We start from the raw sequence: 24,694 nt of genomic DNA, 5'->3' as shown, positions 1-24,694 counted from the left end.
GAACAAAGAGCGGATGGCGGCATGGAAGGTCGGCGATCCGATGATCAACGAGCACGATTTCTGGCCGGACGAGGATGGGAAGCCCGTCGACAAGGAGAAGGAGAAGATGATCCTGAAGCTTGCGACCATCATCACCGACCGCTATGCCAAAAAGTTTACCCATACGTTGAACACAAAGGATCCGGAGTATTGGATGCTGGACAGAATCCTGACGAAGGAAGAGGCCAGCTTCCTGCTGTCCTTTAAAAAGACCCGGGTTCCGTATTCGGTCGATCAGCTCGCGAAGATGAACCGTATGACGAACGGGGAAGCAAAGGAGATGTGCATCCACCTCTGCGTCTACGGTTTTCTGGAGTCTGTCCGCCGCAAGGAGGAGCCCCATGAGAAGATGTACGACCTGCCGATCTTTGTGCCGGGCATCGCGGAGTTCATGATGATGAACGATCAGCTGACGACGGAGCATCCGGAGCTGGCGACGTTCTTCAATCTGATGACTCAGCTGCCTCTCGGGGGAATCACCCAGATGGTGCCGCCCGGAGGCGCCGGGATCGGGATGCATGTCATCCCGGTTGAGGAAGCCATCCAGGCGGACAACCGGTCTGTGTCCGTTGAGTTCATTTCTCACTGGCTGAAGAAGTATGACAAGCTTTCCGTCGGCATCTGCACCTGCAGAAAGCAGCAGCGGATGCGCGGAGAGGGCAGCGGGGAGATCGAGGGCGAATACTGCATCGGCCTCGGCGATCTGGCAGAGTACAGCGTTGACCGCCACATGGGACGGTACATCACCTACGACGAGGCGATGGAGATCGTACAGCGGGCGGAGCGCAAGGGCTATGTCCATCAGATCACGAACATCGACGGCTCCGACAAGATTGTCGGTCTGTGCAACTGCGCGCCGGGCGTCTGCAACGCAATCCGGACCTCGCAGCTGTACAACACCCCGAACATGTCGGCATCCGCATACCGTGCGCATGTCGACAAGACAAAGTGTGTCGCCTGCGGCAAATGCGTGGAGGTATGTCCGGTCGGCGCCGCGAAGCTGGGACAGAAGCTCTGCACGAAACACGGGGAGGTCACCTATCCGGTGACGGAGCTCCCGGATGCGAAGAGCTGGGGACCGGAGCACTGGAACTACAACTACCGGGAAACCTCGAAGATCAACTGCTATGAGACCGGCACATCGCCCTGCAAGACGGCCTGTCCGGTGCATCTGTCCGTCCAGGGCTACATCAAAATGGCTGCAGAGGGGCGTTATCTGGATGCGCTGAAGCTGATCAAGCAGGACAATCCGTTCCCGGCGGTCTGCGGGTCTGTCTGCAACAGGCGCTGCGAGGACCGCTGCACGAGAGGGACCATCGACCAGCCGCTGGCGATCGATGAGATCAAGAAGTTCCTGGCGGCGCAGGAGCTGAAGGCGGAGAGCCGCTATGTGCCGCTGTGCGAAAACGGCGAGGGCAAGTTCTTCCCGCAGAAGGTCGCCGTGATCGGGGCAGGTCCCGCCGGGATGTCGGCTGCCTACTTCCTCAGAAGGGAAGGCTATCCGGTCACTGTCTTTGAGAAGGAGAAGGCGCCGGGCGGTATGCTGACCTATGGCATCCCGAGCTTCCGTCTGGAGAAGGATGTGCTGGATGCGGAGATTGATGTTCTGCGTCAGATGGGCGTGGAGTTTGAGTGCGGTGTGGAGGTCGGAAAGGATACGACGATCCAGAAACTCCGGGAGGAGGGCTACAAGGCATTCTTCCTCGCCATCGGGATGCAGGGCGGCAGAAAAACCGGCGTGCCGGGTGAGGACGCGGAAGGCGTCGAGACCGGCGTCGATTTTCTCAGAAGAATCAACCACGACCATTCCATCCGCCTGTCGGGGCGCACGGTGGTCATCGGCGGCGGCAATGTCGCGGTCGATGTCGCTCGGACGGCCGTCCGCGCCGGCTCTGACAAGGTGACGATGCTCTGCCTCGAGGCGCCGGATGAGATGCGGGCGTCCAGGGAGGAAGTCGAGGAGGCCAGATCGGAAGGCATCGATGTGAAGAACAGCTGGGGCCCGAAGGAGATCCTGACGAAGGACGGGAAGGTCTGCGGCATCACGTTCAAAAAGTGCACAGCTGTCTTTGACAGCCAGAAGCATTTCAATCCGTCCTATGACGAGAATGAGACCATCACGCTTGAGTGCGAGAACGTGCTGCTCTCAATCGGACAGTCGGTGATCTGGGGGGATTTGCTGAAGGGCACCAGGGTTGAGCTGAACGGAAATGGAACCGCCAGGGCGGACAAGGTGACGCTTCAGACGGCGGAGCCGGATATCTTTGTGGGCGGCGACGTGTACCACGGCGCGCGGTTTGCGATCGACGCGATTGCGGACGGCCGCGAGGGAATGGTGTCCATCAACCGGTTTGTCCACCCGGGGCAGTCGCTCACCATCAACCGCGACCTGCGGGCGTTCATCGAGCTTGACCGGGATGATATCGAGGTGGAAGGCTTCGACAATGCAAAGCGCCAGATTCCGGGGCACAAGGCCGGCATCGCGACGCAGACCTTTGAGGATCTGAGAATCCCGCTGACAGAAGAGCAGGTGAAGACCGAGGCCGCCAGATGTCTGGGCTGCGGGGCAACGACGGTCGACGACAACCGCTGCATCGGCTGCGGCCTGTGTACGACGAAGTGCAACTTCGACGCGATTCATCTGACGAGGGATGTGCCGGCAGCCTCCGACATGTACAAGGCCGAGCAGAAGTTCGGACAGATTGGAAAGTACGCCATCTCAAGAGGCGTAAAGATCGTCCGCTCGAAGCTTGGAAAAGATTAAAAGGATTAAATAACAGAACAGACGCCCGCCCTGCCGGAAGGCAGGGCGGGCGTCTTATTGAAGATAGCTTCTGAAGATAGCTTCTTTGGGCCGTCAGACTCAGTCGCGGGACTCAAGCTGCGCCTTCAGCCAGTCTGTCCACTGGTCAAAGCCTTCGCCGGTCTTCGCAGAGAGGAAGAAGATCTTCGCGTCCGGATTCAGGGCGTGGATCCTTGCCGTCACAGCCTCATCGTCAAAGGCGAAGAATTTCTTTGTGTCGATTTTATTGATCAAGACAACCTGGCAGACCTGGAACATCAGCGGATATTTGAGGGGCTTGTCATCGCCCTCGGGAACGGAGAGAATCTCAACGTTGACACTGGCGCCGGTGTCATTCTCTGCCGGGCAGACAAGATTTCCGACATTCTCCAGAAAAATCAGATCGAAATCCTTCGATGAAAATTCGAAAAGTGCCTGCTTTGTCATAGCGGCATCCATGGCGCATTCGCCGCCGGTGTGAACTTGGATGGAGGGGATACCCTCGCACTCCATCTTCTCGGCATCGATGGCATAGTCGATATCCGCTTCCATGACGCCGATCCGATACTGCTTTTTCAGCTCGCGGATGGTGCGGAGCAGGACCGATGTCTTTCCGGCGCCCGGGGATGCCATGATGTTGACCAGAAAGGTCTGATCAGCCTGATTCTGCCGGCGGATTTCGTCCGCAATCCTGTTGTTTTCATCAAAGATGCCCGTATGGACATCGATTACACGAACCTTGCTCATGACTGTTCTGCGCCCTCCTTTTGCGCCTGTATCTGACCGGACAGCCAGCTGCAGAAGGCCTCAAACCCTTCTCCGGTTGCAGCACTGACAGGGAAGACCGGAACGGATGGCTTCCTGAGATGGATGTTTGTCTTCACCTGATCCAGGCTGAAGTCGAAGCACTCCATCGCATCGATCTTGTTGATCAGAACCGCATCCGCCTTCTCAAACATCAGCGGATATTTCAGCGGCTTGTCGTCTCCCTCCGGAACGGACAGGATGACAACGTTGAGATCCGCGCCGGTATCGAACTCTGCCGGGCAGACCAGGTTGCCGACGTTCTCGAGGAAAACCAGATCGAGCTTCTCCGACCCGATCGCGGAAAGACCCTGGCGCGACATGTCCGCATCAAGGTGGCACATGCCGCCCGTATGGATCTGGATCGCGTCAACGCCGGATGCGGCAATCGTCCTCGCATCGACATCACTGTCGATGTCCGCCTCCATGACGCCGATTCTGAAACGGTCCTTCATCCTTGCGATGATCTGCTTCAGGCTTGAAGTCTTCCCGGAACCGGGGGAAGACATGAGATTGACGTAATACGTTCCCTGCTGTTTCATTTCCCCGCGGAGTCTGTCCGCGTCCTTGTCATTGTCGGCGAGAAGACTTTCCTTCGCCTCGATGATCTTAACTTTATCCATCTGTGAAGCTCCTTTGAATGATTTGCTGAATGATCTGCCTGACCCCGGCCCCCGGATTTCTGAACCGGACTCAGCTGTCCGCCTCGATCTGCTTGATGATGTATTCATTCCCCTGGACAAGGACGGTATCCCAGCTTCCACAGTGCGGGCACTGACGGCCGCCCTGCACGGTGCCGTAACGCTGCCCGCAGCTTTTGCACAGCGTGACGGCAGGAATCTGCTCATAGAGAAGGCGACTGCCCTTCAGAAGGCTGCTTTTGTCGGAGACCCAGCCCCAGAGGTCGGACATATAGTCGAAGATGACGCCGGTTACCTCTCCGATCTGAAGCGTGACGCTCCCGATATGGCGGATGTCATTCTGTGCCGCAATTTTTTCCACCTCGTCCGCCACGTGGTAGACGATTCCCATTTCATGCATATCCGGATTCTCCTGCCTGCCGGGACTTTTTCTGCACCCGAAACGTTTTGCTGCACGAAGACCTGCTGTGCAGACACCGTAATATTTTACCACACAGAAAGAATGCACGGCAAATGCTGCAGCCTGTTTGTTCAGCGCTTGCTTAAATCCGCTCTTCCTTGACCTGTACAGTTGTGCTATGATATCCGGGATTATGCAGTGAAGGAGGTTTGCGCCATGAGTAAGATGGGAAAGAAGAACAAGGACAGCAAGGAAGCGGAGGCAAAGAAGGTCAAGCAGCAGCTTGCAGCCCTGAAGAGACGCCAGGCGGCGAAGAAGAGCAAGTGATGACAAGGCGCAGGAGGCAGGATTGCTCCTGTGCCTTTCCTTTTCCGGGAAACGGAGAATCACGGCAATCAGCTCCGCCAGAATGATTCTGCTTGGCAGAAGCATTCTGGGCAGACCGCATGCATGGCGCAGGTAATATTTGGAATGACAGGAGCGTCAGGACAGGCGCGCCGGCGGATGGAAGACAGACGGGAATCATAGCGAATGAATATACTGAATCTTGAACATATCACGAAAAACTACGGGACGCATCAGCTGTTCACGGACTTGTCTCTGGGAGTCAGCAGCGGTGACAGGATCGGCCTGATCGGTGTCAATGGGACAGGAAAGTCCACCTTGCTGAAGATCGCGGCAGGCATTCTGGAGCCGGATGAGGGAACCGTGGTCAAGGGCAGGGATGTCAGCATCTCCTATCTGGCACAGACACCTGACTTCGGAACGGACCGGTCTCCCTACGAAGCGGTGATGCATGGCAGGCGTCCGGGGACAGAAGCGGAGGCCCAGGCCCGCGCCATGCTGAACCGTCTGGGAATCACGGACCACATGGCAGAGCTGTCCAGCCTTTCAGGCGGGCAGCGGAAGCGGGTCGCGCTGGCACAGACGCTTCTGTCGCCCGCTGAGGTGCTGATTCTGGACGAGCCGACCAACCATCTCGACCAGGAGATGATTCTTTTTCTGGAGGATACCATCCGGCGCTTCAAGGGCGAGCTGCTGCTGGTAACACACGACCGGTACTTTCTTGACCGGGTGACAAACCGGATTGCGGAGCTGGACCGGGGCGGGCTGTATATCGTGGACGGCGGCTACGAAACCTGGCTTGAGCGCAAGCAGGAGCGGGAACAGGCGGAAGCCCGGGCGGAGGATAAGCGGCAGAACCTGCTGCGGACGGAGCTGGCCTGGATCCGGCGGGGGGCACAGGCACGCTCTACCAAGCAGCAGGCGCGGATTGACCGTTTTGAGGATCTTCGTGAGGCATCCAGGGAAGCGCGTGCACGGATGGAGAAGAGCACGCTGACGGTCAGCTCCATATCCACACGCCTTGGAAAGAAGACGGTCGAGCTGGAGGATATCTCGAAAGCCTACGGGGACCGGGTACTGTTTTCCCATTTCACCTACCGGTTTCTGCGGGATGACCGGGTCGGCTTCATCGGGAGAAATGGCTGCGGAAAGTCGACCATCATGAATGTGATTGCGGGGCTCATTCAGCCGGATACCGGTACGGTGACGGTCGGGGAGACGGTGAAGATCGGCTATTTCCGTCAGGAGTCCGGGGAAATGGATCCGGAGGAGACGGTTCTGGGCTGTGTGAAGGCGGTCGGAGAATACGTCCGGACGACGGACGGGCTGATCACAGCCTCCCAGATGTGTGAGAAGTTCCTGTTTGACAAGAAGATGCAGTGGGCGAAGATCGGAAATCTCTCCGGCGGGGAACGGCGGCGGCTCCAGCTGCTTCTGGTTCTGATGAGCCAGCCCAATGTGCTGCTGCTCGATGAGCCGACGAACGATCTCGACATCGAGACGCTGGAGATTTTCGAGGATTACCTCGACCGTTTCCTTGGCATCATCATCGTGGTTTCGCATGACCGGTATTTCCTCGACCGGGTTGTGAACCGGATCTTTGCGTTCGAGGATGGAAAGCTTGTCCAGTATGAGGGCGGGTTTACGGATTACTATGACAAGAGGCAGGCGCGGAGCGGGGATGGCGGACAGGAAACAGGACGGAAGCCGACTCCGACAGGCGCAGTGCAGGAGCTGACCGGGGCACAGGCCTATGCGCAGCAGAAGGCACAGAGCCGTCAGAATCAGAAGCGCCGGATGACCTACAGGGAGCAGCAGGAGTACGATCATATCGATGAGGAGATCGCTGCTCTTGAGGAGCAGATTGAGGAGCTGGACCGGCAGATTGGGGAGTGTGCCACGCAGTACACAAAGCTGGAGGAGCTGACGGCAGAGCGGCAGAAGACAGCGGAGGAGCTGTCAGCGAAGGAGGACCGCTGGCTGGAGCTCCAGGAGCTTGCAGAGGAGATCGCGGAAGCTTCCGGAAAGGAATGACCGGGAGAATATGTGCCGCCGGGCGAAGGCGGAGGAGTGAGAATCTTATGGAAAATCTGATCTTCAGTATCAATGCAACGCTGCCGATCTTTCTGCTGATGGTTCTGGGGTACGTGCTGCCCCTCCTGAAGCTGGTCAGCAGGGATTTCGCAAAGCAGCTGAATTCATTTGTCTTCAAAATTGCGCTGCCCTTTGAACTATTTGTGGATATGGCGGGGCAGGACTTTGCCTCCGCGTGGAACGGGAAATTTGTCCTGTTCTGTCTGGCTGCCACCTTTCTTTCGATCTGCCTGGCTGCCCTCATTTCGCGGATTGTCCTGCGGAATGACCGGGCGGAGCGGGGCGAGTTCATACAGGTGGCCTACCGCTCCAGTGCGGCGATTCTTGGGGTGGCATTCATCCAGAACATCTACGGGGAAGGCCATACGGCGATGGCGGCGCTGATGATGATCGGATCGGTTCCGCTGTACAACATCTTTGCGGTGATTGTACTGATGACGACCGCGCAGGACGCGCAGCAGCAGAGTGCAGACAGGCAGTCCCTTGTGAGAAAGACAGTGCTGGGGATCGTCACAAACCCGATCCTGCTTGGTATCTTTATCGGGTTCGCCTGGTCACTTCTCAGACTGCCGCTCCCGGGAATTCCGAAAAAGGTCATCTCGGATGTCGGGAAAATGGCGACACCGCTGGGGCTGATTGCGATGGGAGCGATGTTCGACCCGGCGGCAGCCAGAAAGAAGGCGGGGCCGGCAATCGTAGCCTCCCTGATGAAGCTTCTGGTGCTGGAGGCAGTCTTTCTGCCTGCTGCCGTTGCCTTCGGGTTCCGGGGACAGCAGCTTGTGGCTCTGACGGTAATGCTCGGGTCTGCCTCGACGGTTGCCTGCTACGTGATGGCGACGAGTATGGGACATGAGGGAACCCTGACATCCAGCACAGTTATGATGACAACGGCGGGCTGTTCGTTCTCGCTGGCACTGTGGCTGTATATTTTGAAGAGTCTGGCACTGATCTGAGACAAGACAAAACCGCCCTGGATGCAGCGCAGAGGAACAGGAAAAGTATATACATGTGCGAACACTTATGCTGGATAGAAAAAAATTTCGGAATATCCTGCAATTACATAATGTTTTGTTGACAAACAGAATAAGTATGAGTAATATTGTTTTTGACGAGGGCGCCGGACAGATAAGAGTCAGGCGCCTTTCTGCATAAATATGCAGAAATTGCGGTGCCGGATAACAGGGAACAGCCCGCAGCTCTCTTGTTGCCCTGGCTGGTTTTGAAGGAGGAGGTTTCGCAATGAAAAAAGCAGTAGCTTGTGCAGCGGCAGTTCTGATGAGTGCAATGATGTGCGTGCCCGCAATGGCAGGTGAAACGGAGGCAGCTGTTCCTTCTGGGAAAAAGTATGTCATTGCTACCGACACGGTTTTCAAGCCGTTTGAGTACACGGATGACAAGGGAGATTTTGTCGGGATTGATGTGGACATCCTTGCGGCGATCGCAAAGGATCAGGGCTTTGATTATGAGCTGAAGAGCCTTGGCTGGGATTCCGCGATCGCGGCCTGCCAGGCTGGGCAGGCGGACGGTATGATCGCCGGCGCATCCATCACAGATGAGAGAAAGAAGAGCGGATGGATGTTCTCTGACGGATACTTTAATGCCACGCAGTCTCTGACAGTGAAGGAAGACTCTGATATTGCAGGCTTTGACGATCTAAAGGGAAAGACGGTCGGTGTTAAGACGGGCACTCAGGGGGCGTCCTATGCGGAAACCCTGAAGGAACAGTATGGCTTCTCCATTACCTATTTTGAGGATTCGCCGACCATGTATCAGGCTGTCCTTGGCGGACAGGTCGTCGGCTGCTTTGAGGATACGCCGATTATGCTGACCTCCATCAAGGAAGGAAAGCTTGCGCTGAAAGTCCTCGACAATACGCAGAATGAAGGCTCTCCTTATGGGTTTGCGGTCTTCAACAAGGATGAGCAGGCGCTTGTTGATCTGTTCAACGCCGGGCTGAAGGACATCAAGGCTGACGGTACATATGCAGAGATCATCACGAAGTATCTCGGCGCGGACGCGGTTCCTTCTGAGACAGAGGCAGATACAGAGGCGTCAACGGAAGCAGAGTGATGCAGCAGGAGCATCCCGAAGCAACCTGACATGTGAATCGGGCTGCCGGCTTAGAAGACCGGCGGCCCTTTCAGACTGAACCGGACATCCATACAGCCGTCCGCACATCTGCATGCAGATCTGTACACTGGTGTAGCGGATGACATCGCATGACCCGACGGAAAGGGGCTGCCTGACTGGTGTCTGTGCTGATAAGACAGGAAGGATACGACTGATGGCTTATATACTCAGTAACTATGGCAGTCTTCTGCTGAGGGCGATGGGACAGACGCTGCTTCTGGCATTGTCCGGCCTGTTTTTTGCATCGATCATCGGCCTGATCTTCGGTCTGCTCGCAGTGGTGCACAACAAGGCCTGTAATGTGATCGAGACAGTGTTCGTGGATATCATCCGCGGCGTTCCGATGATTGTTCTTGCTTATTTCGTCTACTTTGGCATTCCTTATTTCCTGAACAATATGATGGGACAGAATGTGACGCTCAGCGCGTTGACGGCAGGCACGATCTGCCTGTCGCTGAACTGCGGCGCTTACATGGCGGAGATTATCCGAGCGGGCATCCAGTCGGTGGATCCGGGACAGATGGAGGCAGCCCGCTCGCTTGGGCTGCCTTATGGAAAGGCGATGCGGAAGGTTGTGATGCCGCAGGCAATCCGGACAATGATTCCGACGATCATCAACCAGTTCATCATCACACTGAAGGATACGTCGATCCTTTCCGTGATCGGGTTCCCGGAGCTGGTCAATTCCGCAAAGAATGTTGTTGCCAATACGTTCAGGTCTTTCCAGACATGGTTTATCGTCGCGGTGATGTACCTGATTATCATCCTTGCCCTGTCGAAGGCGGCAAAGGTCATCGAGAGGAGGCTCAACCGTGGCAGAAAAGCAGTCTGAGGAAAATGTCAAGATTCATGTTTCTCATCTGAGCAAGTCCTTCGGGAAGCTGGAGGTACTGAAGGATATTTCAGTCGATGTTCACGAGGGGGAGGTCGTTGTCGTGATCGGTCCATCGGGATCCGGCAAGTCGACATTTCTCAGATGTCTGAATCGGCTGGAGACGGCTACCGGTGGAGAGATCACAGTGGATGGGAAAAATATCCTGGACAGACGGACAGATATCAATCATGTCCGCCAGAATATCGGGATGGTTTTTCAGCATTTCAATCTCTTTCCGCACATGGACGTTCTGAAGAACCTGATGATGGCACCACTGGAGCTGAAAAAGGGCGACAAGGTGCGGATGGAACAAACCGCCATGCAGATGCTGAAAAAAGTCGGCATGGACGAGAAGGCGCATGCGTATCCGGACCAGCTCTCCGGCGGACAGCAGCAGCGTGTTGCGATTGCACGGGCACTCTGCATGCACCCGGATATTATGCTCTTTGATGAACCGACCTCTGCGCTTGATCCGGAGATGGTCGGGGAGGTGCTCGAGGTCATGAAGGAGCTGGCCTCCGAGGGTATGACCATGGTGGTGGTCACTCATGAAATGGGCTTCGCAAGAGAGGTCGGCGACCGGCTGCTGTTCATGGATGGCGGTTATATTGTCGAGCAGGGAGACCCGCGCGAAGTGCTGTCCAACCCGCTGGAGAGGCGGACGAAGGATTTCCTGAGCAAGGTTCTGTGAAGCTGGTAAAATGACCAGTAAAACGGCATCAAAGGCACCAAATATTGACAATTCCTTAATAGCATTGTAACATATCGAGTGAATTCGATTAAGGAGGGTCAGTATGAAAATGGTTCATCACAGGTGCTGCCGTGTCAGAACGCTGGCTGCCGCAGTCCTGATGGCAATGACGCTGGCCGGTCTGTCGGAATGGCCCGCTCTCAATCAGACGCAGGTCACCTTTGCGGCAGCGGCTGAGAATCAAAAAACCTCGAAGAAGACTTCCCGGAAAAAGACGACTACAAAGAAGTCGGTAAAAAAGAAGACAAAGACCTCAAAAAGCAATAAAAAGAAAAATACCGGAAAAAGTACAAAGGCGAAAGGCTCAAACAAGGGTTCCAAGAAGAACTCTGTCTCGAAAAAGAAGGCCGCTTCAACGAAGAAGGCAGCCGCAAAGAAGACAGCCGCTGTCCGGCAGGGCTTTGTGAAGTCCGGGGCCAGATGGTACTACTACAGCGAAGACCACAGAATGACAACCGGTTGGATCCATGTCGGCGGGCGGAAGTATTATGGAAGGACCTCTGGGAGCCGGAAGGGCAGCCTTCTGACAGGCTGGCAGACGATTGGCGGGAAAGAGTACTACTTCTCTGAGACGGGAGGGGCAGGAGCAGTTGGACGAGCATATGCCGGATGCACGAAGAAAGTCAATGGCATTTCCTGCGTCTTCAACCAGGAGGGCGTTTTCACCGGGTGCAGGTATGCCGGCGGGACCGGCAGCTTTGTGAGCCGCATCGGGGAGATGGCAAGGCACAATCAGAGAAAGAACAATATCCTTGCAACAGTCACGGTGGCCCAGGCGATCCTGGAGACAGGTTATGGTTCCGTGAAACCGCACAACAATCTCTTTGGCATCTACGGAGGAAGATATAGCAGCGAGGCGGAGAGCATGGAGGGATACAATGCCTATATCCGGAAGTATTTCCCGAGCCTGATCGGATGCCGGAATTATTACACATATGCCAGCCGCATCGGAAACGGCGGATATGCGCAGGCAGGCGGATATACATCGGCCCTGCTGCAGATCATCAGTCAGAACGGTCTGACAAAATACGCAAAGTAAGAAAAAGAAAACTGGAAAGGCTGCCGGATGGGTCATCCGGGCGGCAGAAAGCGGCATCCCGCGTCGGGCGGGATGCCGCTTTTTTGGGAAGCGATGAGCCGGGAACCAAGATGCAAGCTTGGTTGTATATCATGACACCTGGGCAGAACATTTAAAGAGACGCTGTGCCAGCACCGGAAGAGCTCAGGCGTCTGAGCGGGCAAACTGGTTCTTCATCAGATTGCTCGTCTCATCCAGTACCTGCCTGAGTGTGTCCGAAGCAGCTTTGCTGGCGAGCTCTGCGACAGCCGCGTTCGCTTTCTCCTGAACCTTCCGGACCATCTCCGGATCACCGAGAACACGCAGCTCGTCATCGGTTGTATTGATGATCCGGTTTGCCTTTGACTGAACAAGGAGCTGGTAGCGTTCGATGTGATTCTGGTTTTTTCGGAAACCGGCATCAGAGAGCGCTGCGATCAGGCGGGAGGTCCAGTAGAAATTGTCGGTGGAGACCTTGCCGGTCGTGTTTGACAGATAATCCGGGAAGCGGTCCACCTGCGGATACAGCGGGATCATCGCGTTGAAGGCATTGGATGCAAATGCCACCCACTCGATGGCACGGCTGCCCTTCGGCATATAGGGGCGGATCTGGATAAAACCGAGAAAATCATTCCGGTTGATGCCGATTGAACGGTAGGCGCCGGCAAGCGACTTATCCCCATAGCTCTTGTACGGATCGTAGGGAGTTCCCTGAAAATGGGAGCTCAGTACATACTTCACATCCTCCGGGGTGATCTTTTTCTCCGGGACCAGGCACCACGGGAGATCATCTGACTCGGGTTTGTAATCGGCATCCGGACCGTCCCAGACGAAGTCGGTCGGATTGAAGTAGCGCAGCATGAACCAGGCACGGGGCGTGTTGTAGACATGGTCGGCATCATCGTGGCTGCCAAAGGCCGCGCGCGGGTCGAATTCCGAGAGAGCCTGGTCTGATTCATCGTCCTCGCTGTTCGTGTCTGAATCGTCATCAAATCCACGGCGGAAGTCAATCACATCGCTGGCAGTATTGTCCGGATCCTCGTCGTCCTCCTCAAGCTCCAGCTCGTCATTGAAATACTGGGTGAGGTCGAGGTGGTACCGTTCCACGAATTCCAGAAGATCACTGGAGCACATAAAGTCCGCCTGCTCTCCGAGTGCATCCTCGAAATCAAACTCGTCAATCCCCAGCTGGTTCGGCATGACGACGTAGCTGTCGTCCGGCACACGCCTTGCCATCCAGTGGTGGCCACCGATGGTTTCGAGCCACCAGATCTCATCTTTATCTGAAAATGCAATTCCGTTCATCTCATAGGTGCCGTACTTTTCAAGCAGAGCACCGAGACGCTGGACGCCTTCGCGGGCAGAGTTGATATAAGGGAGTGTCAGAATGACGAGGTCCTCCTCGCCGATTCCGCCTGGTACTTCCGGATGTGTATCGTCCGCCGGCTGATATTCCACAAGCGGGTCTGCACCGAGCACGCGCGGATTGGATGTGATGGTTTCGGTGGCCGTCATGCCGACTTCCTTTTCGTTGACGCCGCAGGCTCCCCAGAGCCCCTTGCCCTTGACGGCGTTCGGCATGATCGTACACCGGTACGCCTTGTACGGAAGAGAGACCTTTACGTGTGAGAGAACGGAGGTGTATTCCGTATCGCCCTCTCTGGCGGGCAGAACGACCATCTTCTTCGGGGTGAAATGGCCCGCACCGGAGTCGTCATTGCGCGCAATCATGGTACTTCCGTCATATGATGCATCTTTTCCTACAAGTATGGTTGTACAGGACATGAAGAATACCTCCTGAATGCTGCCTGGCAGCGCTTTCGCTGCCAAGGTTGGTGAATTGTACAGCCGGAAACCTTCCAGCGATGTCCTTATTCTAACACACAAAGACAAAACAATGCGGTATATATGTCAATTCTGTGAAACATTTACGTTGACTGTGATTTTGAAGAACTTTATAATGAAGCGTATTGACAACTTTTTACAAAGGAGAAAGGTCTGAACATGTTCAAGTACATTGTCAAGCGAATTCTTCTTGCCATTGCAACGATCTTCATCGTATGTCTGATTACATTCTTCACGATGAATGCGATCCCGGGAGGACCGTTCAGCGGCGAGAAAGCCAAGTCTCCGGAGGTTCAGGCGGCGCTCGAGAAGCGTTTTAATCTGGATAAGCCGGTCGGAGAGCAGTTTCTTCTTTACATGAAGAATATCGCGCACGGTGATTTCGGCGTATCGGCGAAGACCGGTCGTGAGATCTCTGCAACCATCAATTCCAAGTTCAAGGTTTCTGCAAAGATGGGAATCCTGGCGGTCCTTCTGGCTGTCGTGGAGGGTGTTTTCTTCGGAAGCATCGCGGCCCTGCAGCGGAACAAGTGGCCGGACCGGGTGATTATATTTATATCAACCCTGTTTACGTCACTTCCCAGCTTTGTGCTCGGCTCTTTCCTGCTGGTTATCTTCTCCGTGAAGCTTGGCTGGGTGCAGGCATGGAGTCCGCAGCATCAGAGCCTGATTCTGCCGGTGCTGTCGCTGGCGGCATATCCGGCTGCCTATATCACAAGACTGACAAAGACCTCGATGCTGGATGTCCTCGGACAGGACTATGTCCGGACAGCAAGAGCAAAAGGTGTGCGCGAGGGAAAGGTTTTGTTTGTACACACTCTCCGCAATGCTCTGATTCCGGTCGTAACCTATGTAGGACCGATGATCGCGTCTGTTCTGACAGGGTCACTGGTTGTAGAGCAGATCTTCACGGTCGGCGGTCTAGGCAATGAATTTGTCCAGAGCATCACGAACCGCGATTATCCGATGATCATGGGCGTGACGATCTTCCTGGCGGTCTTCATGGTCACGATGAATCTGATCACGGATATCGTCTACAAGCTGATCGATCCACGCATTACACTTGAGTAAAGGAGGAAAATCATGGGTATCAGTACCGAACCATACAGCCCGGACAAGACACCGAAGAAGCATCCTCTTTCGCTCCAGCTCGATGTGTCAAAGTTCGAAAAAGCAACGGATGAGGAGAAGAAGCAGGCCGATGTCATGAGTGAGTCGACCTCATTCTTCCGTGACGGCATGAGGCGGCTGATGAAGAACCCACTCGCCGTTTTCAGCATCATTGTTCTGATCGCCATCATCGCGACGATTCTGATCGCACCGCGTGTCGTGCCCTACAGCTATTCTGAGATCATCACGGTCAACGGCAGAAGAGACAAGAGCGCAACCAATCTTGCTCCATTTACCTATTCAAAGATGGAACAGCAGTACATGGCACAGGGCGGAAAGGTATTCCCGCACATCATGGGAACGGATGAGCTTGGGCGAGATTACTTCATTCGTGTCATCTATGGCACCAGAATCTCCCTGACCGTCGGTGTGTTCGCTGCTCTGATCGTCCTGATCATTGGAATCCTGTACGGCTCCATTTCCGGATATTTTGGCGGAAAGGTCGACCTGATCATGATGCGGATTGTCGATGTGATCTATTCGCTTCCGGATCTTCTGATGATCATCCTGCTGTCTGTCGTTTTGAATGAGATCATCAAGCCAACTGGGAACGGCCTGCTTGCCCGCCTGGGAACCAATATGATTTCTCTGTTCATTGTGTTTGGACTTCTGTACTGGGTCGGGATGGCAAGACTGGTCAGAGGACAGATCCTGACGATCAAGCAGAACGACTATGTGCTTGCAGCAAGGGTTTCCGGAGCGAAGAGCAGCCATATCATCCGCAAACATATCCTGCCGAACTGTATCAGCGTCATCATCATTTCCGCTGCCCTGCAGATTCCGTCCGCAATCTTCACCGAGTCCTTCCTGAGCTTCATCGGACTGGGCGTGAAGGCGCCGATGCCGTCTCTGGGATCCCTTGCTTCTGCGGCAAGGTCCGGCATCACGACATATACCTATAAACTGATATTCCCGTCAATCATGATCGCGCTCATCACGCTTGCCTTTAATCTGCTTGGAGATGGTCTGCGCGACGCGTTTGATCCGAAGCTGCGGAGGTAAGGAAGATGGCTGAAAATATTCTGTCCGTACAGGATCTGCACACTTCCTTTACGACCGATCATGGCGAAGTGATGGCAGTCAACGGTGTAACATTCAATTTGGAAGAAGGCAAGACGCTTGGAATCGTCGGTGAGTCCGGCTCCGGTAAGTCCGTCACAGCCTATTCCATCATGCAGATTCTTGAGAAGAATGGCTCGATCAAATCCGGAAAGGTTCTATTCCGGGGCGAAGACATTACGAAGTGGCCAGAGTCGAAGATGAGGGACTTCCGCGGAAAGAAGTGTTCGATTATCTTCCAGGACCCGATGACTTCCCTGAACCCGGTCTTCACGATCGGCTGGCAGCTGGAGGAGGCGATCAAGCTTCATACTGACCGGAAGGGGAAGGCTGCCGAGGAACGCGCGATCGAGATGCTGAAGCTTGTCGGAGTCAATGAGCCGGAGAAGCGAATTCACCAATATCCGTTCGAGTTCTCGGGCGGCATGCGCCAGAGAGTTATGATCGCCATGGCACTTGCCTGTGAGCCGGACATCCTGATCGCGGATGAGCCGACGACAGCGCTGGATGTCACCATCCAGGCGCAGATCCTGGAACTGATGAAGGATCTTCAGAAGAAGATGGGGATGGCTATCATCATTGTCACTCATGATCTTGGTGTCATTGCGCAGATGGCGGATGAAATCATTGTTATGTACGGCGGACGGGTCTGCGAGAGAGGGACGGCGGAGGACATCTTCTATCGTCCGGCACATGAATACACGAAGGGACTTCTGCGATCAATCCCGAGTGTTGACAAGATCGGCCAGAGACTGGTGCCGATTTCCGGAACACCGATCAATCTGTTGAATCTCCCGAAAGGCTGTGCATTCTGCCCGAGATGCGATGCGGCGATGAAGATCTGCCTGGAGCAGGTTCCGCCGGAGACAAGAACGGTCGACGGTCATCTGGCTTCCTGCTGGATGGCGGTGAAGAAGGAAGCGGAAGCCGGGATGATCAATTTTACGGGTGACAGCGGCAGATCGCTGAAGGCTGATGACACTGCTGGTGCAGGTTCCGGAAAAGACTGAGGAGGCGCAGAGGATGGAAGAAAAGTTCACGCCGGACAGTCAGTATCTGGTCCAGGCACATGATATGAAGATGTATTTCCCGGTCAAGACGGGATGGTTTCACTCCAAGCCGCTGAAGGCGGTTGACGGCGTATCGTTCGATATCAGACCGGGCGAGACACTCGGGCTGGTCGGAGAGTCCGGCTGTGGCAAGACGACGGTCGGGCGCACGCTCCTGCGCCTTTACAACCCGACAGGCGGAGAAGTTTATTTTGACGGGAAGAAGGTCGACGCGAAATCGATTGGTGGACTGAGGAAAGATATGCAGATGGTTTTCCAGGATCCGTATTCTTCTCTGAATCCACGTATGACGGTCGAGGATATCATTGGCGAGCCACTGGATGTCCACAAGCTGTATACGTCCAGACAGGACAGGAGAGACAAGATCCTCCATCTGATGGAGCTGGTCGGGCTGAATGCGGAGCACGCGACGCGCTATGCACATGAGTTTTCCGGTGGTCAGCGCCAGAGAATCGGGATTGCCCGTGCCCTTGCGACGAATCCGCGCTTCATCGTCTGCGATGAGGCCGTCTCCGCACTGGACGTCTCGATCCAGGCACAGGTTATCAATATGTTCGAGGATCTGCAGAAGCAGCTGGGGGTCGCGTATCTGTTTATTGCCCATGATCTTCTGGTCGTGCATCATATCTCAAAGCGGATCGCTGTTATGTATCTGGGACGGATGGTGGAGACTGCAGACTCCAACGAGCTCAACAGTAACCCGATTCATCCGTATACCCAGTCCCTGCTTTCGGCAGTCCCGTACCCGGACCCGAAGCAGGCGAAGGAGCGAAAACGGATCATCCTGGAAGGAGATGTCCCAAGCCCGCTGAACATGCCGTCGGGTTGTCCTTTCAGGACCCGCTGCAGATACGCAACCGACGAGTGCAAGGCAAAGATGCCTCCGCTCACAGACAGAGGAGGCGGACATATGGTCGCCTGCTGGAACAAATAAGGGACGGAAGGCATACCGTAATAATTTGTATGGTTAATCGTAATCGGCTTTATTTTTACAGCAGACTGCGGTATAATCATAGAAATAACCCTATTGGCGCCGGCCAAACGCCGGCATTACACGAACCAGGAGGAAGTTTGAATGAAGAATCGTGTGATCACCGCGCTCCTTGTGGGCGCAATGGTACTTTCTTCAGCTGCACCTGTTTTTGCAGGCGAGACGGAAGTTGCTACAGAAGCAGCTGCTGCGACAGCTGAAACGGAGAGTGCGACGGAGGGTGCTGCATCGACAAAGTCAAGCGCAGCTGCTCCGGACTGGGATGAGTACAATTCCCTCATCAACCAGATCTACTCTGAGACAGACATGAAAGCCCGCAAGGCACTGATGCACAAGGCAGAAGACCTGCTCATGGATACCGGAGCAGTCGTTCCGCTCTACTTCTACAATGACATCTACATGCTGAACAAGGACTGCACAGGCCTCTACGCGAACCTGTTCGGATTCAAGTATTTTGCATATATGTCAGCGCCGAACAATGAGCTGAACGCTAACCTGGCTTCTGAACCGGACCATCTGGATCCGGCGCTGAACTCCACGGTTGATGGCGCCTGCCTCGCAATTCTGAACTTCTCAGGGCTGTATGCATATGACAAGGACAATAAGCTTGTCCCGGAGCTTGCTGACGGTGAGCCGCAGGAGTCTGAAGACGGACTGACCTATACCTTCAAGATGAAGCCGGGTCTGAAGTGGTCGGATGGCGATACACTGGATGCCAACGACGTTGTCTACAGCTGGAACCGTCTGGCAAACCCGGATACTGCAGCGGACTACAGCTATCTGATCGATTCCATGAACGTTGCAAAGAAGGACGATGGTACCCTCGACATCGAGGCATCCGATGATGGCTCAACCTTCACCGTCCATCTTGCGAAGCCCTGCGCATACTTCCTTGACCTGTGCGCATTCCCGGCATTCTTCCCGGTTCCGCAGCAGGCGATTGAGAAGGCTGATCCGGATGGAAAGAACCCAGGTGCATGGGCACTTGAGGCTGGCTTTGTCGGTTCCGGTCCGTTTACGCTGACGTCCTGGACACACAATCAGTCCATGACCTATGAGAAGAACCCGAACTACTGGAATGCAGATGCGGTTTCTCTGAACAAGATCAACTTCATGCTGAGCGCAGATGACACTGCGATCTACAATGCATACAAGGATGGATCTCTTCAGTTCATCGATACGGTTCCGAACGATGAGATCCCGAACGTCATCAACAATGATGATTTCTACATCATCCCGAACCTTGGAACCTACTATGCGTGCTTCAATGTCAACAGCTCTCTGTTCGACGGCAAGACACCGGAGCAGGCTGCCGAGATGAGAAAGGCTTTCTCTCTGCTGATCGACCGCCAGTGGATCGTTGATTCTGTCGGTCAGACCGGACAGGAGCCGGCAGGCACCTTTATTCCGGATGGTATGGCTGATGGAATGGGTGGTGTCTTTGACACAAATGATGATGATTACACCTATCCGGTGACCTGGAAGTTCGGAGACAAGGATGCAGTCGGATACTATGATCCGAGCACAACCGGCCCGACCGATGACAACATCGCAGAGGCGCGCAAGCTCCTTGAGGATGCCGGCTATGAGTTCACGGACGACAATAAGCTGTCCGACTCTACTCCGATCAATATCGAGTATCTGACCAACGATGGTACCGGACATGTCGCAGTCGCTCAGTCGATGCAGCAGGATCTGGCAGCAATCGGCATCAACATGACGATCAACTCCGAGGAGTGGAACGTCTTCCTGAACGACAGAAAGAACGGCAACTTCGACTTCGCTCGTGAGGGATGGTTTGCTGATTACAACGACCCGATCAACATGCTCGAGATGTGGCAGACAAGCTCCGGAAACAACGACGCACAGTTCGGAAGATAAGCAGGGCTGTGTGCTGAATCCGGATGGATGAAGCCCTGCTGATGCAGGAGGGGTCCTCTCATACATCTGAACAAAAAGGCGGTTTGTATGCGCATATGTGCATGCAGGCCGCCTTTTTATGTGAAGACGACTGCGCATATTTGGGTGCGGAACCCGGGATGAAGGCAGAGTCACTGAATCGGGCTTGACAGAGTGGATCTGACTTGCCCGATTAAAGGATGTGCTTCAGCACAACATCCGACTTGCGTCGCCCGAGGGGCGGGCTGCATCAGGAGCGATCCACTTATTTGCACCGGCGGCATTCCAAGGGCCGGTGGCTTTTCGAATGGGACCGGCCATGCTATAATATCACCTAAATGTTATCTGAACATGTATTTTGCAAAGGAGGAGGTTTGGATGGCACGTCGTGATAAAGTAAACTATTACCTCGATCTGGCGGATGTTGTGTCGAAGCGGTCTACCTGTCTGAGAAGGCACTACGGAGCTGTGATTGTCAAGAACGATGAGGTGATTTCAACGGGATACAATGGTGCTCCGAGGGGAAGAAAAAACTGCACAGACCTGGGGTACTGCATCCGGGAAAAGCTTGGAGTGCAGAGGGGACAGCGGTACGAGCTCTGCCGCTCCGTCCACGCGGAGGCAAACGCAATCATTTCCTCAGAACGGGACAAGATGATCGGTTCGACCATCTACCTGTCGGGGCGGGAGGCAGGAAGCGGAGAATACGTGCGGAATTCCTGCTCCTGCAGTATGTGCAAGCGTCTGATCATCAATGCGGGGATTGAGAAGGTGGTCGTGCGGGATGATGATGAGCACTACCGTGTCATTCCGGTGCAGGAGTGGATTGACAACGATGAGTCTCTGACTGGAGAATTCGGATACTGACAATAAGGTGGAGTACAGGGATGGAGAAGAGGGAGCGTTTTGGTTCAAGGCTGGGTTTTTTGCTGGTCAGCGCAGGATGTGCGATCGGTATCGGCAATGTCTGGCGATTCCCGTTTATTACGGGACAGTATGGCGGAGCGGCTTTTGTACTGCTGTATCTGATTTTTCTCGTCGTGATGGGCTGGCCGGTCATGACCATGGAGTTTGCCGTAGGGAGAGCCGCGAAGAAAAGCGCGGGGAAGTGCTTTCAGGCGCTGGCACCAGGCGGCGGGAGATCCGGGTGGCGGTTTTATACCATATTTGCGATTATCGGCAACTATCTGCTGATGATGTACTATACGACGGTCGCCGGATGGATGCTGAACTATATGTTCAAGATGGCCTCGGGACAGCTGTCCGGACTCGCAGAGGATGAAGCGGGTCAGATCTTCAATTCCATGCTCGCAGATCCCAGGCAGATGGTGCTCTGGATGCTTGCCGTGACAGTGATCGGACTTCTAATTGTTGCGCAGGGCGTGCAGAATGGCGTGGAGAAGGTCACGAAGCCGATGATGCTGATTCTGTTTTTCCTGATGCTGGTTCTGGCGATCCGGAGCATTACGCTGCCGGGAGCCGGCGAGGGACTGAAGTTTTATCTGGTTCCGGATTTCAGCCAGTGGAAAGGGACGGAGATCTTCAACGTCATCTTTGCTGCAATGGGACAGGCATTCTTTACGCTGTCGCTGGGAATTGCCGCGCTCACGATCTTCGGCAGCTATATCGGCAAGGAGAAATCGCTTCCGGGCGAGTCGGCGATGGTGATCGTCCTTGACACCTTCGTCGCGATCATGGCCGGGCTGATTATCTTCCCGGGGTGCTCTGCCTACAATGTGAAAATGGACCAGGGCCCCGGCCTGATTTTCATTGCACTGCCGAAGGTGTTTGCACGGATGAGGGGCGGCCGTTTCTGGGGAACCTTGTTCTTTCTGTTTATGGTGTTTGCCTCCCTGTCGACGGTGATCGCGGTGTTTGAAAACATCATTGCGATGAATATGGATGCATTTGGCTGGAAGCGGAAGAAATCGGTTCTGGTCAACGGGATCCTTCTGATCCTCTTATCGCTTCCGTGCGCGCTGGGCTATAATCTTCTTTCGGCGGTCCAGCCGCTGGGAGCAGGTTCCACGATCCTGGACTTTGAGGATTTTCTGGTTTCCAACAATATTCTGCCGATCGGCTCGCTGATCTATGTACTGTTCTGCACGCGGAAAAGCGGCTGGGGCTTTGATGCATTCCTGAAGGAAGCCAATACGGGGGACGGACCGAAGTTCAGCAGACGGTTCCGGTTCTACATGACCTATATTCTACCGCTTGGTATTCTGACCATTCTGATCGGCGGGTATGTGCAGAAGTTCGCCGGATGATCAGGAATCGAATCTGCAGCTGACTTCGGATGGTTGAGGGCGGAAATATGACCGGAGGCAGGACGGAACCAGGGGAGAGGTGAAGTTTGAAAAGAATGGAGACTTGGAAAGAGATGAGAACAGGCAGCCATGGGCGGAAATTATGGCGCAGTGCAATGATGGCATTGCTTCTTGTGTTTTTATGTATATGCATGTGCCCGGCTGCAGCATATGCTGAAAATGGGGAAATTCAGGGCACAATTCAGCGGACGCTGAAAAGAGAACCGCTTCCTGTGCGTGGCAGATGGAGGAGGGTCAGAAAAAGATACCGTTTTGTCTCCTCGGACGGCAGACCGCAGAGGGGGTGGCTGAAGGAAGGAAACCGGACCTATTATCTGGATAAAGGGGGATTCCGTGTAACGGGGCTGGTCAGGCTTGGGCGAAAATATTATTTCTTCCGGAAGAATGGTGTTCAGCGATTCGGCTATATCAAAATCGGAAAGAAAACATATTTTTTTGATCCGGCGGACCACGGAGCGAGGAGCTCCACGGTCATCGTTGTGCGCGGGGTTCCGAATACGGCACCAATGAGTGAACCGCCGGAAGATCTGGTAACTGCACGGAATACAGCCCTGAATCTTCAGTTTGATGAAAGCGGAGCCTTCTACGACAACAGAGGATACCAGATTCAAAAGGCGACGCTCCGCAGTTTTCTGACCACAGCGCTGCTTCCGGTCGGAAAGACGATGTACATCTGGGGAGGCGGCTGGGAATCCGGCGCCGAAAAGAAATCGCACAAAGGCAGTATTGAGGCGACCACAATCGGGGTATCTCCGAGATGGGAGCAGTTTTTCAGAAAATCTCCCAGGTCATATAACTACAAGAATTTCCGATACTTGTCTCACCTGGGTCTTGACTGCTCAGGCTATGTAGGGTGGGTGCTCTACAATACGTTCAATTCTGTCAGCGGACATGGAGACTATGTCATGCTGGCGCAGAATATGGCAAGGACATTTGCCGGCTGGGGCTGGGGAAACTATTCGCCCGCGGGAAGCTACAGCGATTTCAGACCGGGGGATATCATGAGCCTGCGGGGAGGACATGTCTATATTGTTCTGGGACAGTGCAGCGACGGAAGTGTTGTTCTTGTGCATTCGAGTCCGAAGGGAGTCATGATCACAGGAACTGTGACAAGACGAGGGAAAAAGAACAGCCAGGCGGTAAAGCTGGCTGCCAGATATATGAAAAAGTATTTTCCGCGCTGGTACAGAAAGTTTCCGGACAGCAGCAGAGGAACGAGCTATCTGACCGATTATTCCAGAATGCGCTGGACATTGAACGGGAATCGAAGTGTTTTATCTGATCCGGACGGCCTTGAGGGAATGAACGCAAGCCAGGTGCTGAGTCTTCTTTTAGGGCCAGCCTGAACAGAAAGAACCGGCTGACGGCTTTCTGCCTGCCGGAGAGAAAAAAACAGACATGCGGAAAGCCAGCGACTCCGACAGAGATGTCGGAAAGGCTGGCTTTAAGGAAGAATGGATGCAGTTATATAACTTCAGGCTCTGAAGTCAAAGAAAACCTTTACAGGGACATCAAGCGCGTCGGCGATGTCAAAAAGCTTCTCAAGAGAAATGGATGTGGGCATATTCGGGGCTTCCAGGTTGCTGATATGCGTTCGGCTGAGACCGGAAGCTTCTGCGAGCTCCTGCTGGGTATACCCTTTTAATTTCCTGTAGTATGCGATTGTAAGTCCAAGCTGTTTGAATTGACTGAGCCTTTCATTCTTCATGTTACTCCCTCCTTCGATTTTGATCAGCGAAGATGATATTATTATAAACGGAATAGCAGAGATTTCACTACTTATTTAACCTAATTTAGTCAAAATTCTATAAAAAATACAAAAAGCAAATAATTTAAGACAGGAGGGGCACAATGAAAAAGGTACTGATCTTTCTGGCGGATGGCTTTGAGGAAATCGAGGGGCTTACCCCGGCTGATCTTCTGCGCAGAGGCGGGCTGGAGGTGACAACGGTTTCCATTATGGGACGCAGGACGGTGACCGGCAGAAGCCGGATCCCGGTGGAAGCGGACTGTCTTTTCGAGACATGCAGAATTGATGAAGCGGACGCACTGGTTCTTCCGGGCGGGATGCCGGGTGTCACGTACCTCAGCGAGCACCAGGGACTTGCAGAAGCACTGAAGGAAGCGGCTAAAAAAGGAAAGCTGGTCTGCGCGATCTGCGCCGGTCCGACTGTCCTCGGCGGTCTCGGACTGCTGAAGGGACAGAAGGCGACCTGTTATCCGGGATGTGAGAGCGGCCTGACCGGGGCAGATCTTTCGACAGACGAGGTTGTGGAGTCCGGCAGCTTCATCACCAGCCGCGGAGCCGGTACGGCCATTCCATTTTCCTTGAAAATTATTGAGCGCCTGACAGACCGCGGGAATTCGGCCCGTGTCGCGCAGAGTATTGTATTTTGCGATAGAGTGGACAGCTGAA

At 54.4% G+C, this 24,694-nt stretch carries 21 protein-coding genes; 16 read left to right on the top strand and 5 right to left on the bottom strand.

What is annotated here, in order from left to right:
- The first annotated feature begins 40 nt into the window (after positions 1-40).
- Entirely contained in the window at positions 41-2,803 is a 2,763-nt protein-coding gene (locus FYJ35_RS00455) for an FAD-dependent oxidoreductase (protein ID WP_154522418.1), read from the top strand.
- Between the two features lie 99 nt (positions 2,804-2,902).
- Here FYJ35_RS00455 and hypB (FYJ35_RS00450) read toward each other — a convergent pair whose 3' ends face one another.
- From hypB (FYJ35_RS00450) to FYJ35_RS00440, 3 genes are all read right to left on the bottom strand, one after another.
- Positions 2,903-3,568, bottom strand: a complete 666-nt coding sequence (hypB, locus tag FYJ35_RS00450; RefSeq protein ID WP_154521547.1) for a hydrogenase nickel incorporation protein HypB — start codon at positions 3,566-3,568, stop codon at positions 2,903-2,905.
- The gene (hypB, locus tag FYJ35_RS00445; protein ID WP_154521544.1) at positions 3,565-4,248 is read right to left on the bottom strand and encodes a hydrogenase nickel incorporation protein HypB; all 684 of its coding nucleotides are present in this window, start codon (positions 4,246-4,248) and stop codon (positions 3,565-3,567) included. The genes hypB (FYJ35_RS00450) and hypB (FYJ35_RS00445) overlap by 4 nt, the downstream gene beginning before the upstream one ends.
- Before the next feature lie 70 nt (positions 4,249-4,318).
- The gene (locus tag FYJ35_RS00440; protein WP_154521541.1) at positions 4,319-4,666 is read right to left on the bottom strand and encodes a hydrogenase maturation nickel metallochaperone HypA; all 348 of its coding nucleotides are present in this window, start codon (positions 4,664-4,666) and stop codon (positions 4,319-4,321) included.
- Positions 4,667-5,197: 531 nt separating this feature from the next.
- Between FYJ35_RS00440 and FYJ35_RS00435 the strand changes: the two genes are divergently transcribed.
- The 6 genes from FYJ35_RS00435 to FYJ35_RS00410 all read left to right on the top strand — a co-directional run bounded on the left by FYJ35_RS00435 (position 5,198) and on the right by FYJ35_RS00410 (position 11,899).
- Complete coding sequence (locus FYJ35_RS00435; protein ID WP_154521538.1) at positions 5,198-7,045, top strand: ABC-F family ATP-binding cassette domain-containing protein; 1,848 nt, start codon at positions 5,198-5,200, stop codon at positions 7,043-7,045.
- Positions 7,046-7,092: 47 nt separating this feature from the next.
- The gene (locus FYJ35_RS00430) at positions 7,093-8,058 is read left to right on the top strand and encodes an AEC family transporter (protein WP_154521535.1); all 966 of its coding nucleotides are present in this window, start codon (positions 7,093-7,095) and stop codon (positions 8,056-8,058) included.
- Between the two features lie 286 nt (positions 8,059-8,344).
- On the top strand, positions 8,345-9,175 hold the full coding sequence (locus tag FYJ35_RS00425) for a transporter substrate-binding domain-containing protein (RefSeq protein ID WP_154521532.1): 831 nt from the start codon (positions 8,345-8,347) through the stop codon (positions 9,173-9,175).
- Between the two features lie 214 nt (positions 9,176-9,389).
- Positions 9,390-10,067 (top strand): amino acid ABC transporter permease, encoded by a 678-nt coding sequence (locus FYJ35_RS00420; protein WP_154521529.1) that lies wholly within the window; start codon positions 9,390-9,392, stop codon positions 10,065-10,067.
- Positions 10,048-10,800, top strand: a complete 753-nt coding sequence (locus tag FYJ35_RS00415; RefSeq protein ID WP_328597011.1) for an amino acid ABC transporter ATP-binding protein — start codon at positions 10,048-10,050, stop codon at positions 10,798-10,800. The genes FYJ35_RS00420 and FYJ35_RS00415 overlap by 20 nt, the downstream gene beginning before the upstream one ends.
- Before the next feature lie 103 nt (positions 10,801-10,903).
- Positions 10,904-11,899 carry a glucosaminidase domain-containing protein gene (locus tag FYJ35_RS00410; protein ID WP_154521524.1) on the top strand — a complete coding sequence of 332 codons (996 nt, stop codon included), beginning with the start codon at positions 10,904-10,906 and terminating at the stop codon, positions 11,897-11,899.
- Between the two features lie 183 nt (positions 11,900-12,082).
- Here FYJ35_RS00410 and FYJ35_RS00405 read toward each other — a convergent pair whose 3' ends face one another.
- Positions 12,083-13,702, bottom strand: a complete 1,620-nt coding sequence (locus FYJ35_RS00405; protein ID WP_154521521.1) for a C69 family dipeptidase — start codon at positions 13,700-13,702, stop codon at positions 12,083-12,085.
- A gap of 219 nt (positions 13,703-13,921) precedes the next feature.
- Here FYJ35_RS00405 and FYJ35_RS00400 point away from each other — a divergent pair, with 219 nt between their 5' ends.
- The 8 genes from FYJ35_RS00400 to FYJ35_RS00365 all read left to right on the top strand — a co-directional run bounded on the left by FYJ35_RS00400 (position 13,922) and on the right by FYJ35_RS00365 (position 23,624).
- Positions 13,922-14,833 carry an ABC transporter permease gene (locus FYJ35_RS00400; RefSeq protein ID WP_154521518.1) on the top strand — a complete coding sequence of 304 codons (912 nt, stop codon included), beginning with the start codon at positions 13,922-13,924 and terminating at the stop codon, positions 14,831-14,833.
- 12 nt (positions 14,834-14,845) lie between these two features.
- On the top strand, positions 14,846-15,934 hold the full coding sequence (locus FYJ35_RS00395; RefSeq protein WP_154521515.1) for an ABC transporter permease: 1,089 nt from the start codon (positions 14,846-14,848) through the stop codon (positions 15,932-15,934).
- A 5-nt stretch (positions 15,935-15,939) separates the two neighbouring features.
- Positions 15,940-17,001, top strand: a complete 1,062-nt coding sequence (locus tag FYJ35_RS00390) for an ABC transporter ATP-binding protein (RefSeq protein WP_154521512.1) — start codon at positions 15,940-15,942, stop codon at positions 16,999-17,001.
- A 13-nt stretch (positions 17,002-17,014) separates the two neighbouring features.
- The gene (locus FYJ35_RS00385; protein ID WP_154521509.1) at positions 17,015-17,995 is read left to right on the top strand and encodes an ABC transporter ATP-binding protein; all 981 of its coding nucleotides are present in this window, start codon (positions 17,015-17,017) and stop codon (positions 17,993-17,995) included.
- A gap of 141 nt (positions 17,996-18,136) precedes the next feature.
- Complete coding sequence (locus FYJ35_RS00380; RefSeq protein ID WP_154521506.1) at positions 18,137-19,933, top strand: peptide ABC transporter substrate-binding protein; 1,797 nt, start codon at positions 18,137-18,139, stop codon at positions 19,931-19,933.
- Between the two features lie 396 nt (positions 19,934-20,329).
- Positions 20,330-20,818 (top strand): deoxycytidylate deaminase, encoded by a 489-nt coding sequence (locus FYJ35_RS00375; RefSeq protein ID WP_154521503.1) that lies wholly within the window; start codon positions 20,330-20,332, stop codon positions 20,816-20,818.
- A 20-nt stretch (positions 20,819-20,838) separates the two neighbouring features.
- Positions 20,839-22,218 (top strand): sodium-dependent transporter, encoded by a 1,380-nt coding sequence (locus tag FYJ35_RS00370; protein WP_154521500.1) that lies wholly within the window; start codon positions 20,839-20,841, stop codon positions 22,216-22,218.
- Between the two features lie 272 nt (positions 22,219-22,490).
- Complete coding sequence (locus FYJ35_RS00365) at positions 22,491-23,624, top strand: hypothetical protein (protein WP_154521497.1); 1,134 nt, start codon at positions 22,491-22,493, stop codon at positions 23,622-23,624.
- A 128-nt stretch (positions 23,625-23,752) separates the two neighbouring features.
- On the opposite strand, the gene FYJ35_RS00360 is transcribed toward FYJ35_RS00365, so the two are convergent.
- Entirely contained in the window at positions 23,753-23,986 is a 234-nt protein-coding gene (locus FYJ35_RS00360; RefSeq protein WP_154521494.1) for a helix-turn-helix domain-containing protein, read from the bottom strand.
- A gap of 143 nt (positions 23,987-24,129) precedes the next feature.
- Here FYJ35_RS00360 and FYJ35_RS00355 point away from each other — a divergent pair, with 143 nt between their 5' ends.
- Complete coding sequence (locus tag FYJ35_RS00355) at positions 24,130-24,693, top strand: DJ-1 family glyoxalase III (RefSeq protein ID WP_154521491.1); 564 nt, start codon at positions 24,130-24,132, stop codon at positions 24,691-24,693.
- Position 24,694: the final 1 nt, after the last annotated feature.

It is taken from the genome of Porcincola intestinalis, from assembly GCF_009696445.1.
Lineage (GTDB): Bacteria > Bacillota > Clostridia > Lachnospirales > Lachnospiraceae > Porcincola > Porcincola intestinalis.
This window is presented reverse-complemented; position numbering and strand designations above follow the sequence as displayed.

Bases quoted from the DNA above. Each gene is read 5' to 3' on its own strand.
- FYJ35_RS00390 (WP_154521512.1), top strand. From the start codon at position 15,940: ATGGCTGAAAATATTCTGTCCGTACAGGATCTGCACACTTCCTTTACG.
- FYJ35_RS00435 (WP_154521538.1), top strand. From the start codon at position 5,198: ATGAATATACTGAATCTTGAACATATCACGAAAAACTACGGGACGCAT.
- FYJ35_RS00455 (WP_154522418.1), top strand. From the start codon at position 41: ATGATCAACGAGCACGATTTCTGGCCGGACGAGGATGGGAAGCCCGTC.
- FYJ35_RS00375 (WP_154521503.1), top strand. From the start codon at position 20,330: ATGGCACGTCGTGATAAAGTAAACTATTACCTCGATCTGGCGGATGTT.
- FYJ35_RS00400 (WP_154521518.1), top strand. From the start codon at position 13,922: ATGTTCAAGTACATTGTCAAGCGAATTCTTCTTGCCATTGCAACGATC.
- FYJ35_RS00385 (WP_154521509.1), top strand. From the start codon at position 17,015: ATGGAAGAAAAGTTCACGCCGGACAGTCAGTATCTGGTCCAGGCACAT.
- FYJ35_RS00420 (WP_154521529.1), top strand. From the start codon at position 9,390: ATGGCTTATATACTCAGTAACTATGGCAGTCTTCTGCTGAGGGCGATG.
- FYJ35_RS00410 (WP_154521524.1), top strand. From the start codon at position 10,904: ATGAAAATGGTTCATCACAGGTGCTGCCGTGTCAGAACGCTGGCTGCC.
- FYJ35_RS00355 (WP_154521491.1), top strand. From the start codon at position 24,130: ATGAAAAAGGTACTGATCTTTCTGGCGGATGGCTTTGAGGAAATCGAG.
- FYJ35_RS00425 (WP_154521532.1), top strand. From the start codon at position 8,345: ATGAAAAAAGCAGTAGCTTGTGCAGCGGCAGTTCTGATGAGTGCAATG.
- FYJ35_RS00405 (WP_154521521.1), bottom strand. From the start codon at position 13,702: ATGTCCTGTACAACCATACTTGTAGGAAAAGATGCATCATATGACGGA.
- FYJ35_RS00380 (WP_154521506.1), top strand. From the start codon at position 18,137: ATGAAGAATCGTGTGATCACCGCGCTCCTTGTGGGCGCAATGGTACTT.
- FYJ35_RS00360 (WP_154521494.1), bottom strand. From the start codon at position 23,986: ATGAAGAATGAAAGGCTCAGTCAATTCAAACAGCTTGGACTTACAATC.
- hypB (WP_154521547.1), bottom strand. From the start codon at position 3,568: ATGAGCAAGGTTCGTGTAATCGATGTCCATACGGGCATCTTTGATGAA.
- FYJ35_RS00440 (WP_154521541.1), bottom strand. From the start codon at position 4,666: ATGCATGAAATGGGAATCGTCTACCACGTGGCGGACGAGGTGGAAAAA.
- FYJ35_RS00430 (WP_154521535.1), top strand. From the start codon at position 7,093: ATGGAAAATCTGATCTTCAGTATCAATGCAACGCTGCCGATCTTTCTG.
- FYJ35_RS00370 (WP_154521500.1), top strand. From the start codon at position 20,839: ATGGAGAAGAGGGAGCGTTTTGGTTCAAGGCTGGGTTTTTTGCTGGTC.
- FYJ35_RS00395 (WP_154521515.1), top strand. From the start codon at position 14,846: ATGGGTATCAGTACCGAACCATACAGCCCGGACAAGACACCGAAGAAG.
- hypB (WP_154521544.1), bottom strand. From the start codon at position 4,248: ATGGATAAAGTTAAGATCATCGAGGCGAAGGAAAGTCTTCTCGCCGAC.